This window comes from Fictibacillus marinisediminis (assembly GCF_023149135.1).
Lineage (GTDB): Bacteria > Bacillota > Bacilli > Bacillales > Fictibacillaceae > Fictibacillus_C > Fictibacillus_C marinisediminis.
The window spans coordinates 3,747,093-3,761,620 of sequence record NZ_JAIWJX010000002.1; the positions used below are offsets into that span (position 1 = coordinate 3,747,093).

A 14,528-nucleotide genomic window follows, 5' to 3' on the forward strand; every position below is an offset into this window, starting at 1 on the left:
AATAATGAAGAAGTTTCTGAGTTTACTAGTTTTAGGAATCTTTGCGTTTTGTTCGTTCACTCCTTCGTATGCAGTTTCCATGCCTTCTCATCAAAAAGACTTGCTTAAAAAAGTGTATAAAGAGAAGAAGGCAAAACAGGCAGTATTTGTGACAGCGGACAAGGCAGACAAATTCACGGCCAAAATCACGGCATATGAGTATGTAAAGGGAAAATGGGTGAAGAAATACTCCATGCCCGCTGTAATCGGGAAAAACGGCATCAGTCCGAAGAAAAAAGAAGGTGATGGAAAGTCCCCCGCTGGCATCTTTTATATCGGCCAAAGCTTTGGAACAGTTAAGAAACCTTCCGGCGTGGATCTTCCTTACACAAAAACTGATCAGTACGACTACTGGGTCGACGATGTGACATCCAGGGATTACAACAAATGGATCGTGTACAAAGGGGATCCAGAAAAGCGCTGGAAGTCCTTTGAACGCATGAAGCTTGAGCCGCTTTATCATTACGGTGCAGTCATCGAGTACAATACACATCCGATTGTTAAAGGAGCTGGAAGTGCGATCTTCTTCCATGTTTGGAGAGCGTCGGACAAACCGACAGCCGGCTGTACGGCAGTGTCGCAAGAGAATGTGGTGAAGCTGCTTAAATGGATGGATCCAGCCAAGAAACCAGTGTTCATTCAAGGGACAGTGAAACAGATGAAGGATATGTATTAAAGTTTTTGGGTGTTTTGGTGCCAGGCACCGGGATTACACAAGTATGTAAGAGCCGGTGCCTGGCACCATTTATGAAAAAAACAAAAACACGGGGGCTTTTTCGATGATGAAATGGGTTGTGGTGTTTGTATTGCTGATTGGCGGTATTGGCTACTTTGCTTACAACGCTATTGTCAATTTTAGCGCTAACAAGCTGGTAGATCAGGTAGCCACTCAGATCGTGGACAGCAAGGACGTTGACAAACTGATGGATGACCCTGAAGTTGCACAATATGCAAAGAAAAGCGGAGACCTCGATGCCCTGGCTGCAAAGAGAAACCTCCCTTTTCATACGAAAGAAGATGCTCTGAAGACCGTCATTAAAAAAGTAGGCATGGATGACCTGAAAGACATGAAGAACAAAGCCCTTGATGGGGTCTCTCCCCAAGAGCGGCGAGAGATCGAAGCCACATTGAATGAAAAGCTTACCCCAAAAGAAATGGAAGCCTTAAAACTGGTGGCACTGAAGGAAATCAAGAAGCGCCAGGAATAGGAGAAATATGAAAAGGTGCCAGGCACCGGAATTACACACTTGTGTAACTGCGGTGCCTGGCACCTTAAATCTTAAATCCTTACATCTCGTTATTTTTATCTTCATTCTCTCGATAATGCCTCTCACTTGTTTCATCCGCTCGTTTTGACACAAACATCAAGCTCATGATAAAGACAGTAAGAATAGATCCCACGAAACAGCCTATGATGAACATCAGCATGATTGACCCTCCAGTACTTCTTTCGTTGTCTACTTCTTTATATCGGCTTTTCTGGACAAACCATCAGCAGCTAGAACTATTTTAAACAGTTGTTTAAAAAACCTTTATCACTAATACGCTTTCCTTCTAAAATGCCTCCAGTAAATCAGCACCGCAATCATGATGCCCACTAATCCGCCGGTTGCATCAATCATAACATCTTCCACATGCGGTGAACGCCCCGCGGTAAAATGCTGGTGGATTTCATCCGATGCCGCATAGGCTACTGTCAGGACCCACGACAGGATGAACGTCTTTCCTCTATTAAAATAAAAGCGCAGCACTCTGAACAAAAGAAAGGCTAACAAAAGATAAACTGAGAAATGAGCCAATTTCCGGATGAGGAACTCTACAAATCCAGCCGGGCCGAGTGCCTGGACACTGACTTCTTCACCGGAATATTGAAACACGGCGGACGAGAAGAAATTTGCGATCATTTTATGGTCCAAATAATGCGAGAGCGTTGGCCGCATGTCCTGTTTTTCATAAGGCGTGGCTGAAGAGTAAAAAATACCGCCGGCTACTAAAAGGACCGGCAGCCAATAAAATAAAAAGCGTTTCATGAGTACACCTGGCTTTCCCCTGACTTACGTTCACATATCTATAAGCCAATATACTATGGAAAGCGTGCAATTTCTAGAGGCATCGATTGAATGAATCTGCCTATATTGAGCAAAACTGTGAAGGAAACGGCATGATTATAAACCTATGGAGGTTATCCTTTACGATGTACGCACTGATCATAACAGTACTCATTCTCATTCTAATCGTATTTTTACTATGGCTAAGCTATTACCTCGGATATAAAAAACACCTGAACCTGCATGGCATAAAGCAATATCCAAAACGCAGCGGCGAACTAACTCTCTTTATTGACGGCAGGGAGCTGTATACCCGCTATTTTGCCGACATTCGGAATGCAAAAAAGTCGTTGGAGATTCAGTTTTATACCGTGTGCGACGACAAGATCTGCAATGAATTTCTAAATATCCTGCGCCAGAAGGCAAAAGAAGGCCTTACCGTACGGCTGCTGCTCGACTATTATGGTTCAAAGAACGTGAAGAAAGCAGGGATCAAGCTCTGCCGGGATGAAGGAGTGAAAGTGGCTTTTTCCAATAAGCCTCGTCTTCCTTACCTGCTTTTCACGTCCCTCACCCACAACCATCGGAAAATCAGTGTGATCGATGGGACGATTGGCTATATCGGCGGGTTTAACTTGGGCGAAGAATATCTCGGAAACAATCCGAAGCTTGGCTATTGGAGAGATTATCATCTGAAGGTTCAGGGGAAAAGTGTGGATGACCTGCGGAATCAGTTTTACAGAGATTGGAACGTTGCCACACAAGAGAAGCAAACCTATCTGCCGCAGGAGAACGTCACTTTAACCGGTGGAATCGAGCATCATTTTGAAGGCACGAACGGTGCACATTTGCAGGATATCTTCCTTGCCCTTGTGAAACATGCAAAAAAGGAGCTGTATATCTGCACCCCTTATTTTATTCCTGGAAAGGAACTGACCGATGAGCTCATTAAAGCTATAAAAAGAGGAGTAAATGTTAAAATCCTCGTGCCGTTTCAGGCCGATTACCCGCTCGTAAAGGAAGCTGCTTTCAGGTACTATGGCCTGCTTTTGCCGCATGGCTGCAAGATTTATCGCTTCTACCAAGGGTTCTACCATTCCAAGGTCATTGTCGTGGATGATGAGCTGTGTAATATCGGTTCAGGGAACTTTAACAAGAGAAGCTTCTATTTAAATGATGAAATGAACGGGTTCTTCTATACCCCTTCTTTTATAAACATGGTAAAAGAGTCGATTGAAGAGGACATCCGGCGTTCCGAGCTTCTTACCTATGAAAGCTACCAAAAGAGACCTCTGCTTCAAAAAGGAAGGGAACAAGTTGCCAACCTGCTCTCCCGGTTCTTATAAAATAGACGGTGAAATAGGCCGTCTTTTTTTTAGTTCTTTAAAAAACTTCACCATCGAAAGCGCTTACTTTCACATATCGTGTTTCACTGCTTCTATTTAAGGTAAAACATAATGCGACACCGTGTGACAATTTTGCTAGAAAAGAAATAGGCACAGAGCAACAAGAAAAGATTGCCGTGCTGTGTTACACTGTCACGAATAAGAGAACAATGCTTAAGGAGGTCCAACACACATGTGGCAACCCCTCATTATTTTTCTATTGCAGCTATCTCTACTTCCGATTGTGACCGTCCGTACCATTTTGCTTGTTAAAGGGGAAACACGAAAAGCGAGTGTCATCGGAGTGGTTGAAGCAGCCATCAACGTCTTGTCCCTGGGTATCGTGTTTCAGGATATGTCGAACATTTGGAATATCATTGCCTACGCTCTTGGTTTCGGAGTAGGACTCCTGCTGGGCGGGGTACTCGAAAATAAATTGGCCATCGGCTACGTGACCCACCAGATCAACCTCCTGGATCGGTCAGAAAAGTTGGTGAACCGCCTTCGCGAAGAAGGATTCGGCGTAACGGTGTATCAAGGCGAAGGGCGTGAAGAAAATGCCCGGTTTCGTCTGGACGTACTGGCGAAGAGAAGCCGTGAAAAAGAACTCCTCCGCATCGTTGACGAGATCGCCCCAAAAGCCTTCCTCGTATCATTTGAGATCCGAAGCTTCAAAGGCGGCTATCTCACCAAAAGCATGAAGAAGTAAAATAAAAAAAGAAATAAAAGAAATGGTGCCAGGCACCCGCATTACACACTTGTGTAATTGCGGTGCCTGGCACCGATTTTTGTGTTTAAATTTATTTTACTTCTTTGGTTTCGAGCAGCTTGTTAATATAGTAGCCTCCATCATAAGGGGCATACACGGCGTAACGTGATTTGAACTTTTTCCTCTTGGTTTCACCATCAGCATAATGAATATCGTATGTCTCATTCGCTGTTACATGAACCATTTCTTCTTCGAATGGTTCAATTTTGAGCACTTCATAATCAATCAAGTCCTCTGTGATTCCTTTTTTATTAACATAGTCGATGTATTCGCTAGATTCTTTGTAAGCATCTCCGCTTTCATCGATATAATCGGAAATAAGCGAGAAATTATGGGTATTCATAGCTTCTACGGAGGATTTTACGTACTCCATCATAAAACTTTTCAGATCATCTTCATATGTTTCTGTATCACTATCCATGGGTTCATCTTGTGCTGCCATCGCCGTTTCATCATAGTCAATGTCGAGGCTTACATCTTCATCGTTGTTGATCACAACCGATTCACTTTTCATTTTTCCGACGTCAAAGTTTTTTTCGGCATGAAGCGTAATGGAACCGTCTGTAGCCACTGGCCCGAATTCATCGATGTCGTCAATTGTTTTGCCAGTGTCCTTGCCGTTGACAAACAGGTTGGCATCACCATAATTGGAATTGATGTAAACGTATTTGCCTTCAAGCGGAACCTCCACCTCAAGGAGATTTTTTTCCGCTTCTGACACATCAACGTCCACGTTATCAGAGAGTGTCGCATATTCTCCTTTGTACTCCACTTTTACATTATGGCTTCCCGGCAGGATTTCCCCTGCTTTTACAATGCCGTCCTCTTTATCCAGAATCCCTTTTTTCTTGCCGTCCAGGTAAACGGATGAATCTTCAAAGTTAGAAGTCACTTTAACAGTTACCGGTTTGACCTCTACCACATAGTGATCAAAGAACAGCCATTGTTTGCCGTCTCTTTTCAATTGAAGCCATTCATTGTCATGATCGTCGGTAATCGGACGGGCCAGTTCCCCGCCGTCCATCCCGTTCGCCTGTTTTTCAAGAGAATCGATTGCCGATGAAAACGCGTTGTTTTTACTAGCGTATTCAATAAAGTGTTTCGCAGTCTTGTCATCAGCTTCAATTTCAGACTGCCCTTCGTTAATAAAGCCTTTTACCGCTTCAGTGTCTTTGTTTTCAATGGCTTGTTTAAAATTCTTCACGGTGGCAGTTGGTCCGGTTTTGCCCTCTATCACCTTATATGCTGTAAATCCGGCAATGAGAAGAAGCACCAAGGCAGCCACTAGAATAATCAACGGCTTGTTGGGGCGCTTGCTTTTTTCTGAAGAACGGGTCCCTGCCGGCTCAGCTGGAGCTGGTTCCTGTCCTTTGTACGGAGTTCCGCAGTTTTTGCAGAAGCCGCTGCCCGCAGGCAGCTGGTTTCCGCATTCCTTGCAAAAATTCATGGTTTCCCCTCTTTCTTTTCTATCGAACTCTTTTTAATGTTGTCTTAAACGTGCAATATAGCTTCCCGCATAGGCGAGCAGAGCGGAGAAGATCAGACTGGCAAACAACGTGCCGAAGAAGGAGAACCCGAGAGAAAAATGAATGCCTCCCATATCGTCCATATTCATTTGGTTCATCAAGTCACCTGATACCGTAATCGCTAAACGTGTTGCCGTAATAATAAACGTGAGCAGCACACTGTATACCGCACTGAAAATGAATAAATCTTTGTTGAAATTCTGCGATCTTAAATAAATGCGGTAGCCGGCATAGAGAAACAGTACGACCGGAATGAGCAGCCCAAGGTACATGTAAGCATCAAGGTTCAGTGTTTCTTCGATCGCATAGCGAAAACCGGATACAATAGAGTTATCTGTAGCTGTACCGCCCGCTCCTGAGAACAGAGACAAATGCAAGGACCCGGAATCACCGTCAGCTGTACCCTGGAACTTGAAGGTCGAGAAGTTAAGAATGTTCCAAACATACAAACCCAGCTGCGTTACGAATACGAAAACGGCCGTCCAAGGTACATCTTCAGAAGAAGCTGCCTGATCGTTAATCTTGATTATACTGACGATAAAGAGCACCAAGGTTGTTAAAATCACACCGCGTACAAGTGTGCTTGCCGCCTGATGGATCGGCTCTCCATAGGAAAGGCGTGAAGATAGATGCCCTGTCGTTTTGAAAGCACCGAGCTGGAGCAAAGTCCCAAGGAAGCTGAACAATGTTCCGATGACAAAGCCATTGAACAATGAGCCCCAGAATGAATAATCCGTATCGATGGAAAGATGCATTTTCATAAATTCTTCATTAACAGAAAGGTCATAGGAGAATCCTGCAAAAAAGGACAGGATGGCAAGGACCAGTGCATATACAGCACCAATAATTAAAGCGGCGCTAAAGCGGTTTGCCAATGCTTCACTTTTGTTTTTCGCAGCATAAAAATATCCCCCAGCCACAAGGCCGATGAACGGAATGAGAAGCAGAATAAGCACACCGGACTTTGTTTCAAAATCAGCGCTGCTTGAATGCGTTTCTTCTCCTGCACTTCCCTTGATCCCTGCGTGAATGGTCGAATCCACCATATGCGAAGCAAGAATCCAGTCTGTCACACCTACCAGCGAATCAGGCTCGGGGGCATCGACACCGTCTCCAAGGGAGCCCATCTCTGACAGAATGGAAGCTACATTAAATTCACTAATTTCATCATTTTCTAAAAGCGTTTCTACCTTTTTGTTCAAAATCCCGTTAATTGCAAATGAAAGAATAAGTACAACTAAAAAAGAAATCAATGCTCCGCCAAGGGCGAATTTTACTTTTTTTGAATTCAAAACGGTTTGTTTCACGTTTTGCAGGGTTTGGCTGTTCACCGTGTTTTTCAGCGTATCACGCGCTGCCCCTGTAATGGCTGTTAAATCCTCTTTACCTTTGGTTAATGCAAACAAGCTCGCTGAACATGACCGGCAATAGTTTTGCTGCCTGTCATTTTCTGTTCCGCAGGATGAGCAGAACCTGGAGTCCCGGCTTGTGAAAAGGCCGTTCGGTTTTTTGGGAAGGTTAAGTGCCGCACCGTCTTTGGCGCAATAATTCATGTTCGGATCATTTAAATGTCCACAACTGCTGCAATACACGTAAGTCCCCCCTTAAGCCGTTTTATTTCCGCAGCATCCGCAATACTCGGATCCGCTTGGAATCATTTCACTGCATGTACGGCATTGAAGCGTATATTGCTCGTTATTCTGCTTTGGAATCACAACTGGTTTTCCGCAGCTGCCGCAAAATTTGTCAGCGGAACTGACAGGTGCTCCGCATGAGCATGAATATCCGCCGTCCGTATTTTTACGGTTCAGCTCTTCAATGGTTCTGTTCACCTGGAAAATCGCTGTATCCTGTACTTGAATCTCTTCAGCCATACGTGATAAATGAGCAGGAACAAACTCCCCTTTGCGGATCAAAGAATAGACTTCTTCCCCTAATCCCACGATAAGCTCGAGCCGTTTAGCCGATGCTTCTGCTCCCGTTTTCCTGAGCTGTCCCACTTCTTGGGCAGTATGCAGCTTCTGCTTCCCCTGCTGGAGGCTGCCCTGAATTTTGGTAAGTCCATCCCCTAACTTAGCCTGCAAATCTGACATAAAATTTTTCTCCCCTTTTTCACCTTTAAAATATATAGAATAGCGTCCTAAGGACGATGTTCCCTTATGTATCGGCCCAAAGCCTTCCTTTTTTACTACTTTTTTATTATACCGATATATGACTAAAAGACTACCTTTTATTTACTATATTTCTCATTTTTTTCAAAAACAAGTGCCAGGCACCCGCATTACACAAGTGTGTAATCGCGGTGCCTGGCACCGATCATTTTATTCCCACTTCATCAGCTGGGCGAGTGTGAGGAAGTCGTTTGCGGTTGTCGGTGTATAGTTGCGGAATTGGCCGGCGGTGACTCCTGAGATGCTGGGATCGAACTCAGCCAGTTCTATCCAGTTTAACAGAGTCTTCGTATAGATAAAGCCAACCGGTGTGTTTCTGCCGCTTACATAATTAGCCACTTGATATGGTTTTACTGAAGGATCGACCATGAGCTTTGAAAAGGTATTGGCAAACCGCCGCATGTCCTCTTTCGTATAAAGCAATCCTTGCCTGTGCATCTCCAGAACGGAGGCGATATCGATCTGTCCGTGGCTCGTGTCTTCCAGTCCGTTGTTATCTGGTCTGTACCTCCAAATATACGCATTGCTTTTCGGCACATACTCCAGTTTGGTTTTAAATTGGAGGTGAATGCTCATAGCCCGGTTTAAATATTGCTGATCCTTTGTGATGCTGTAGACATCGGCAAGCAGCTGGGCATAAGCAAGCGACATGTTGTAGGGCAGCACGGCTCCCGGCTTGCTCGACAGCTTTTCATAGGATGGGAAGTTGGGAGAATCCCGATACAGACCTAAGACAGGATCCCATGTGTTGCCAATAAAATAACTTTTCTCCCATTTAGGAATCATGTCACCTGTCAAAAACGCAAGATACTTATCCGCTTTTTGCTTGTACGCAGTTTGCAGCTCCGGCCTCTCACCTACTAATCTGACAAACTCGGCCATCGGGATACCAACCATCGCATCATGTGCCAAATACGGCAGACTTGCGTTTAGCCTTATCTCATCCACATAAAGAAGCGCTTTATTGATGTTGTACTTTTCATGGCCAAGCCAGATTTCGAGGTCATGTCCGGCATCCGGCATCGTTACAAATTGCCGGTAATAGGTCCATTCCTTATTGTTGATGGTGATTTTTGAAAGAATTCTTCTATCCGTTTTATCATAGATATACGCTTCCCCGTTCACTGCCCCGTTCGTCTTGCCGAAGAAATTGAAAAAGTATTTTGTGTTAGGCGCGTAATTTCCGATTTTCTGATATAGCTTTTGCCATGACTTGCCGTTGGACTTCAGCACCACACCGTATCGGCCATAAACCTTTCCATTGTATATAGCAGGGCTTTTATTTTTAAACGCAGTCATGCTGTTGGACTGGTACCTTCTCCAATTATTGGAGTCCGCCTGCTTCTGTTCGAGATCCATTTCAAACCCGCCGTTGCCGATAATGTTTGGCGAGTACACATGAGTCGTCCACCCCAGATAACCGTCCTGATCATCATCTCTACTGTTGGACAGCATAGTATCGAGATGGTTTGTAAACTTATCCAGCCACTTTGTTTCACCCGATTTCTTATACACTTCAATATAACTTCGCAGCAGATAGCTCTCCCCCCATCCAAGAGTTGAACTATCAGGAGAACGAAAATAAGCATTCCCTTTTTCATTCTCAAAAGCCGTATATTTTTCATACCATTCTCCTCGAAAAGCTTTCACTCTATCAGGAAACAAGAGAAAAAATATACATAAACACACCATTCCTATTGCCTGTTTTCTTACCATCCCAAAAAATCCCCTTTTGTTTCTGTGAAGTTGATGACTGTTATATCGGTCAAATTTCACAAATCAAAAGGAGAAAAATTTTTATACTAAAAAAGCAGTCGGAAACGGCATCGTCTCCTCCTGCTTTTTGCATACTGCATTTTATACCGGCTGCTTCACCAGTTTACTGAAGGTATTCAATATTATTTCCTGCTGCTCTAATGTTAAATTCGAACCGGACGGCAAACAAAGCCCGTTTAAGAACAGCTCATCCGATACGCTTACCTGTTCTTCGTGAGGATAATATTTGTTTCTTTTGAACAGCGGCTGAAGGTGAAGCGGTTTCCATACCGGACGGCTTTCAATGTTTTCATTTGCCAGTGCACTGATCACTTCTGCTGATGAAACACCCGTCTGATCGGGGTTGAGGGTTAAGGTCGTCAGCCACCTCGTATGTAATCCATAATCTGCTTCCGGCATGAAATCTATCCCATCGAAACGGTGCAAGGCCTCGTAATAACATTGAAACCTTTCCCGCCTGGCATTGACTCTGTCGGATAGCAGTTCAAGCTGGGCGCGGCCGACCCCTGCCAGAATATTGCTTAACCGGTAGTTGAAACCCAAAACACTGTGCTCATAATGAACAGCCTGATCTCTCGCCTGCGTCGCAAGAAACTTCGCACGCTCAATCCTCTCAGGATCGTTGGAAACAAGCATACCCCCGCCGGATGAGGTGATGATTTTATTGCCGTTAAACGAGAAGATACCAAACGTCCCCAATGTCCCGCTCTTTTTATGTTTATAATGCGCACCAAGAGACTCAGCAGCATCCTCAATAACAGGGACGTTATAATGGCTGCAGATTTCAAGGATGGGATCATAGTCCGCACTCTGTCCGTAGAGATTGACGACGATGACGGCTTTAGGCAGCTTCCTTTCGCGAATGGCATCTTGAAACGCACGTTGAAGCGCCAGCGGAGACATGTTCCATGAATCAGGTTCAGAATCAATAAAAACAGGCTCTGCTTTTTCATAAAGTACCGGATTAGCACTGGCAATGAACGTCAAGGAGGAGCAAAAAACCGTGTCCCCCTGCTGGATGTTTAACAGTTTAAGGGCAAGGTGAATGGCTGCTGTTCCTGAGCTGGTCGCCAGTGCAGCCCCGGCACCAGTTACTCCGCACATTTCTTTTTCAAAAGCATCGACATTCGGTCCTAGCGGAGCGATCCAATTCGTCTCAAAGGCCTCATTAATATACGTCTGTTCATTGCCGCTCATATGCGGAGGTGAAAGGAATATACGTTGTTTCATAAGAGTCACCAGCTTTCTAAAGGGATTTGATGTGTTTCATGGGTGATGCCGGAACACCTATGGCTGTACAGCAGGGAGGAATATCCCTGATTACGACGGCTCCTGCTCCTACCGTTGACCACTCTCCTGCCGATACAGACGGGATCATCTTTGCCCCAATGCCAATACTGGCTCCTTCTAACACCGTGACATTTCCCGCAAGGATGGCTCCAGGGGAAAGATGCACATAAGAGTAAAGGATACAATCATGTTCCACCACAGCATTCGTGTTAATGATGCAGTGCGTGTGTATGGAGGCAGACGAATTTACAATCGCCCCAGGCATGACAACCGTTCCGGGCAAAAGATTTACATTTGAGCCAATAATTGCAGAGGGATGAACGAGAACAGCATACTTCACATCATAGATCCCCAGCTGTTCAGCGACCGCCTTCCTTATCCGGTTGGAACCAATCGCAATCACAAAATAGACCTGGCTGCCGAAACGCTCCAAGATTCTGTCGACCGTGTGGATAGGTCCTGAAAATCTCTCATCCTTCTCTATGAAAGAAGCGTACTTATCATCCAGTGTCCCAATCCATTCATACTCATTGCCTGCAAGGACAATATCCCTGACTACCTTGCTGTGGCCGCCGTCTCCGATTACAACGAGCTTTTTCATAGCGATCCCCTGAACTTCTGAACGGTAGCCTGGCCTTGCTGGCTGATTCCCTCAGACTTCACAACCTTTGCAAAGGTAAGAAAGATGATCTTCAAATCAAGCCAGAACGAGCGATGATCAACATACCAGACGTCCAAGATAAATTTCTCCTCCCACGAAATGGCATTCCTTCCGTTCACTTGCGCCCAGCCCGTAATTCCCGGCTTTACGTTCTGCCTTCTTGCCTGTTCAGCTGTATACAACGGCAAATATTCCATTAATAACGGCCTCGGCCCCACCAGACTGATATCCCCTTTTAACACGTTAAACAGCTGAGGAATCTCGTCGATGCTCAGTGCTCTCAGTCTTTTTCCAAAAGAGGTCAGGCGGACAGCGTCCGGCAGCAATTCACCGTATTCGTCCCGATCATCGGACATGGTTCGGAATTTATACAGAGTAAAAGGCTTTCCGTGCAGTCCTGGCCTTTCTTGTTTAAAAAACACGGGAGAGCCAAGCATTTTCCGAATCCATACATAAAAGATTCCGATAAAAGGAAGAAGAACAAGAAGAGCAACGAAGGATACAGCCACATCAAACAGCCTCTTCATTTACCAAACCCTCCTTTACCACATCTTCAAAAACGCCGAGCAGCTCGTTTGCGAGTTTTTTAGAATCAAAGGAATGAACAGCGAGCTGCTTCGCCCGTTCGCCATATTTTTTTTGCATCGTTTCATTGCTTTGCATCACTTTAATAAACTGAAAGCTCTCTTCATAGCTTCCGTACGGAAATCCCTTTCCTGCTCCATGCTGCTCCAGAAGCCTTTTCTGCCAGCCTTCATAGTTGAGCAGGATCGGTTTTCCTGCAGCCAGAAAATCAAAAAACTTATTGGCGCTGTTGTCTTCCAGTATTTTAAAGCCCGTCACGGTCATAATGCCCAAACCGCTGTACTTCACGAGCTTTAGCACATCTTCTTTCGGCATGTTATCCCAGATAAGCACATTGTCCAAGTGAAGCGTTTCTTTTACCGACTTCAGCTTCTCTTTCTCTTTGCCTTCCCCGATCAGTACATACAGGATGTCGGGATCGGGAAATCGAAGAGCCAGTTCCAGAATGAAGTCGAGGCCGTTTACGAATCCCATCGTGCCAGGGTGGATGCAGAGAAACTTCCCTGTTAATTCGGGATACTTTGCTTCCATCTCTTTACGGTCCGCCACGATCCTGTCTGTCAGCTGATTGTTTGCGAGATTGGTAATCACTTTCAGCTTTTCTTCGGGTACTCCTTTTCCCAGCAGGTTCTCTTTCATTCCCGTTGAGAGGACAATAATAAAATCCGCGTGCTTGTAGATGACATGTTCAAGCCGCTTTAACAGCAGGATCACAGGTTTGGATTTAATAAATCCGAGCTGGATCGGGATATCAGGCCAAACGTCCCTGACTTCAAAAACAAATTTTTGCCGTTTGACCTTCGCAATAAAAAGTCCGGTGACCCCCACCGTCAGCGGGGTGGATGTGGCAAAAACAATATCGGAGTCCTTCTCCCGCAAACCGATCCAGATGCTTTTCAGCATGAAATGCAAAAAAGCCATGATGCGCTGTACGAAACTGAAGCTGTTCTTATACTTTGTTTTTGTCGACTTGACGGTAAAGCCGCAGCCATGGTCTGCCTCGGCATCGGTTCCCGTCACGATCGTCACCTCATGCCCCTTTTCTGACAGGTGTTTCGCAAATTCATACGACCTGGTGCCTCCGGAATGGACAGAAAAATATTGATGGATATAGGTGATCTTCAATCAGACCACCTCTTCTTCTAGCACTGGTACGGCCCTGCTCCCCAACTGCTCATACAAAGCGATCAGCTTTCGGCTTTCCTTTTCCCAGTTAAACTGCTGTTCAACAGCCTTCCTTCCGTTTCGGCCCATCGCTAGCGCTTCATCAGGATTAGAAAGCATCCAGGCAATGGCGTTCTTGACATCATTCACATCCAGCGGATTCACGCACAGGCCGCATCTGCTCGTGTAGACGATGTCTTCCCATAGTTCAAAATCCGAGACGATGACCGGCAGGCCGGCTGACATGTATTCAAAAAGCTTCACAGGATAGGCCACTTTATACCGCGGTTCGGGATGGATCAGGACCATGCCAAGACTGGATTTTGCAAGGGTATCCTTCACCTGTTCCCGCTGCAGCACGCCCATATAATTCGTATGCTTCCAGCCCGGCAGTTTCCTCATCTCGTGCAGCAGGGTTTCCGGAAAAAATTTGCCGCCAAGCTCCAGCGTTACCCGCTGTTCCTTGTTAACCTCATTTATGGCCTCGATCATTTCTTTAATCCCCCTGGCAGCTGTAATCGAACCGACATAGACGATCGAATGATCAGAATCTGTTTTTCGCTCTCCTCGTTCAGCCAGTTCGTTCATGATCGGAAAGTTTTGAACAGTGACCGTATTCTCGTTATAGGTTTTGAATCGATCCGTAATCGCAGGCGTGGCTGTGATCACGGCATCAAACCGCTTGGAACAAAACTTTTCCACAGCTTTCACCATAAAATGAAGCGGCCTTTTTATGGGCTTCGGGATCCAATGCTTCGATAAGATCTGCTCTGGTACATCCTCATGTACATCATAGATCACCGCTTTGCCGGCCCCTTTCAGGAGAAGGCCGGACAGCAGAAGCTCCGGATCATGAAAGTGGTAGACATCCGAATCGAGCGCCTTGCATTTCTTGTAAACCTGATACGTCGTGGACAGCATGCGGAGCAGCCGGTTCTTTGCTTTTGCATTGATACCGATGACGTTTACCCCATTTTTTTGATAGCTTTCTGCAGAAGGAACCACATAGGAAACCTCATAATGCTCCGCGAGCGAGCTGCATTCCTTTATAAAAATTCTTGTGTCATTCTCAGGATGAACCGAGGTAAAATGGGTCACTTTCATCATGTTGATC

The 14,528-nt window shown here is 45.3% G+C and carries 15 protein-coding genes; 4 read left to right on the top strand and 11 right to left on the bottom strand.

Annotation, left to right across the window (positions count from 1 at the left end; genetic code table 11):
- Positions 1-4 precede the first annotated feature (4 nt).
- Together LCY76_RS19700 and LCY76_RS19705 are read left to right on the top strand one after the other, a co-directional pair.
- Complete coding sequence (locus LCY76_RS19700) at positions 5-715, top strand: L,D-transpeptidase family protein (RefSeq protein ID WP_248254046.1); 711 nt, start codon at positions 5-7, stop codon at positions 713-715.
- A gap of 103 nt (positions 716-818) precedes the next feature.
- On the top strand, positions 819-1,247 hold the full coding sequence (locus tag LCY76_RS19705) for a hypothetical protein (protein WP_248254047.1): 429 nt from the start codon (positions 819-821) through the stop codon (positions 1,245-1,247).
- Positions 1,248-1,326: 79 nt separating this feature from the next.
- Here the strand turns inward: LCY76_RS19705 and LCY76_RS19710 are convergent, their stop codons facing one another.
- Both LCY76_RS19710 and LCY76_RS19715 read right to left on the bottom strand, forming a co-directional pair.
- Positions 1,327-1,467: a DUF3789 domain-containing protein gene (locus tag LCY76_RS19710; protein ID WP_248254048.1), complete on the bottom strand. Its 141-nt coding sequence runs from the start codon at positions 1,465-1,467 to the stop codon at positions 1,327-1,329.
- Between the two features lie 110 nt (positions 1,468-1,577).
- Positions 1,578-2,069, bottom strand: coding sequence for a VanZ family protein (locus LCY76_RS19715; RefSeq protein WP_248254049.1), 492 nt, complete (start codon positions 2,067-2,069; stop codon positions 1,578-1,580).
- Between the two features lie 86 nt (positions 2,070-2,155).
- On the opposite strand from LCY76_RS19715, the gene cls reads away from it, so the two are divergent.
- Complete coding sequence (cls, locus tag LCY76_RS19720; RefSeq protein ID WP_248254050.1) at positions 2,156-3,433, top strand: cardiolipin synthase; 1,278 nt, start codon at positions 2,156-2,158, stop codon at positions 3,431-3,433.
- Between the two features lie 232 nt (positions 3,434-3,665).
- Positions 3,666-4,181: a DUF2179 domain-containing protein gene (locus tag LCY76_RS19725; RefSeq protein WP_248254051.1), complete on the top strand. Its 516-nt coding sequence runs from the start codon at positions 3,666-3,668 to the stop codon at positions 4,179-4,181.
- Between the two features lie 91 nt (positions 4,182-4,272).
- On the opposite strand, the gene LCY76_RS19730 is transcribed toward LCY76_RS19725, so the two are convergent.
- From LCY76_RS19730 to LCY76_RS19770, 9 genes are all read right to left on the bottom strand, one after another.
- Positions 4,273-5,688, bottom strand: a complete 1,416-nt coding sequence (locus LCY76_RS19730) for a zinc ribbon domain-containing protein (RefSeq protein WP_248254052.1) — start codon at positions 5,686-5,688, stop codon at positions 4,273-4,275.
- Between the two features lie 33 nt (positions 5,689-5,721).
- The gene (locus LCY76_RS19735; RefSeq protein WP_248254053.1) at positions 5,722-7,359 is read right to left on the bottom strand and encodes a zinc ribbon domain-containing protein; all 1,638 of its coding nucleotides are present in this window, start codon (positions 7,357-7,359) and stop codon (positions 5,722-5,724) included.
- A gap of 12 nt (positions 7,360-7,371) precedes the next feature.
- A complete protein-coding gene (locus LCY76_RS19740; protein ID WP_248254054.1) occupies positions 7,372-7,860 on the bottom strand; it encodes a zinc ribbon domain-containing protein in 489 nt (162 codons plus the stop codon).
- A 228-nt stretch (positions 7,861-8,088) separates the two neighbouring features.
- Entirely contained in the window at positions 8,089-9,654 is a 1,566-nt protein-coding gene (locus LCY76_RS19745) for a hypothetical protein (RefSeq protein ID WP_248254055.1), read from the bottom strand.
- A gap of 141 nt (positions 9,655-9,795) precedes the next feature.
- Positions 9,796-10,944 (bottom strand): DegT/DnrJ/EryC1/StrS family aminotransferase, encoded by a 1,149-nt coding sequence (locus LCY76_RS19750; RefSeq protein WP_248254056.1) that lies wholly within the window; start codon positions 10,942-10,944, stop codon positions 9,796-9,798.
- Positions 10,945-10,960: 16 nt separating this feature from the next.
- Complete coding sequence (locus tag LCY76_RS19755) at positions 10,961-11,605, bottom strand: acetyltransferase (protein WP_248254057.1); 645 nt, start codon at positions 11,603-11,605, stop codon at positions 10,961-10,963.
- Positions 11,602-12,192 (bottom strand): sugar transferase, encoded by a 591-nt coding sequence (locus LCY76_RS19760; protein ID WP_248254058.1) that lies wholly within the window; start codon positions 12,190-12,192, stop codon positions 11,602-11,604. The genes LCY76_RS19755 and LCY76_RS19760 overlap by 4 nt, the downstream gene beginning before the upstream one ends.
- Positions 12,176-13,375 (bottom strand): glycosyltransferase family 4 protein, encoded by a 1,200-nt coding sequence (locus LCY76_RS19765; protein WP_248254059.1) that lies wholly within the window; start codon positions 13,373-13,375, stop codon positions 12,176-12,178. Before LCY76_RS19765 ends, LCY76_RS19760 begins: the two co-directional genes overlap by 17 nt.
- On the bottom strand, positions 13,376-14,521 hold the full coding sequence (locus LCY76_RS19770) for a glycosyltransferase family 4 protein (protein WP_248254060.1): 1,146 nt from the start codon (positions 14,519-14,521) through the stop codon (positions 13,376-13,378).
- Between the last annotated feature and the right edge of the window lie 7 nt (positions 14,522-14,528).

What these genes read in the sequence shown, in the direction of transcription:
- LCY76_RS19740 (WP_248254054.1), bottom strand. Translation starts at nt 7,860, where the DNA reads ATGTCAGATTTGCAGGCTAAGTTAGGGGATGGACTTACCAAAATTCAG.
- LCY76_RS19705 (WP_248254047.1), top strand. Translation starts at nt 819, where the DNA reads ATGATGAAATGGGTTGTGGTGTTTGTATTGCTGATTGGCGGTATTGGC.
- LCY76_RS19715 (WP_248254049.1), bottom strand. Translation starts at nt 2,069, where the DNA reads ATGAAACGCTTTTTATTTTATTGGCTGCCGGTCCTTTTAGTAGCCGGC.
- LCY76_RS19725 (WP_248254051.1), top strand. Translation starts at nt 3,666, where the DNA reads ATGTGGCAACCCCTCATTATTTTTCTATTGCAGCTATCTCTACTTCCG.
- LCY76_RS19750 (WP_248254056.1), bottom strand. Translation starts at nt 10,944, where the DNA reads ATGAAACAACGTATATTCCTTTCACCTCCGCATATGAGCGGCAATGAA.
- LCY76_RS19755 (WP_248254057.1), bottom strand. Translation starts at nt 11,605, where the DNA reads ATGAAAAAGCTCGTTGTAATCGGAGACGGCGGCCACAGCAAGGTAGTC.
- LCY76_RS19700 (WP_248254046.1), top strand. Translation starts at nt 5, where the DNA reads ATGAAGAAGTTTCTGAGTTTACTAGTTTTAGGAATCTTTGCGTTTTGT.
- LCY76_RS19745 (WP_248254055.1), bottom strand. Translation starts at nt 9,654, where the DNA reads ATGGTAAGAAAACAGGCAATAGGAATGGTGTGTTTATGTATATTTTTT.
- LCY76_RS19710 (WP_248254048.1), bottom strand. Translation starts at nt 1,467, where the DNA reads ATGCTGATGTTCATCATAGGCTGTTTCGTGGGATCTATTCTTACTGTC.
- LCY76_RS19760 (WP_248254058.1), bottom strand. Translation starts at nt 12,192, where the DNA reads ATGAAGAGGCTGTTTGATGTGGCTGTATCCTTCGTTGCTCTTCTTGTT.
- LCY76_RS19730 (WP_248254052.1), bottom strand. Translation starts at nt 5,688, where the DNA reads ATGAATTTTTGCAAGGAATGCGGAAACCAGCTGCCTGCGGGCAGCGGC.
- LCY76_RS19770 (WP_248254060.1), bottom strand. Translation starts at nt 14,521, where the DNA reads ATGATGAAAGTGACCCATTTTACCTCGGTTCATCCTGAGAATGACACA.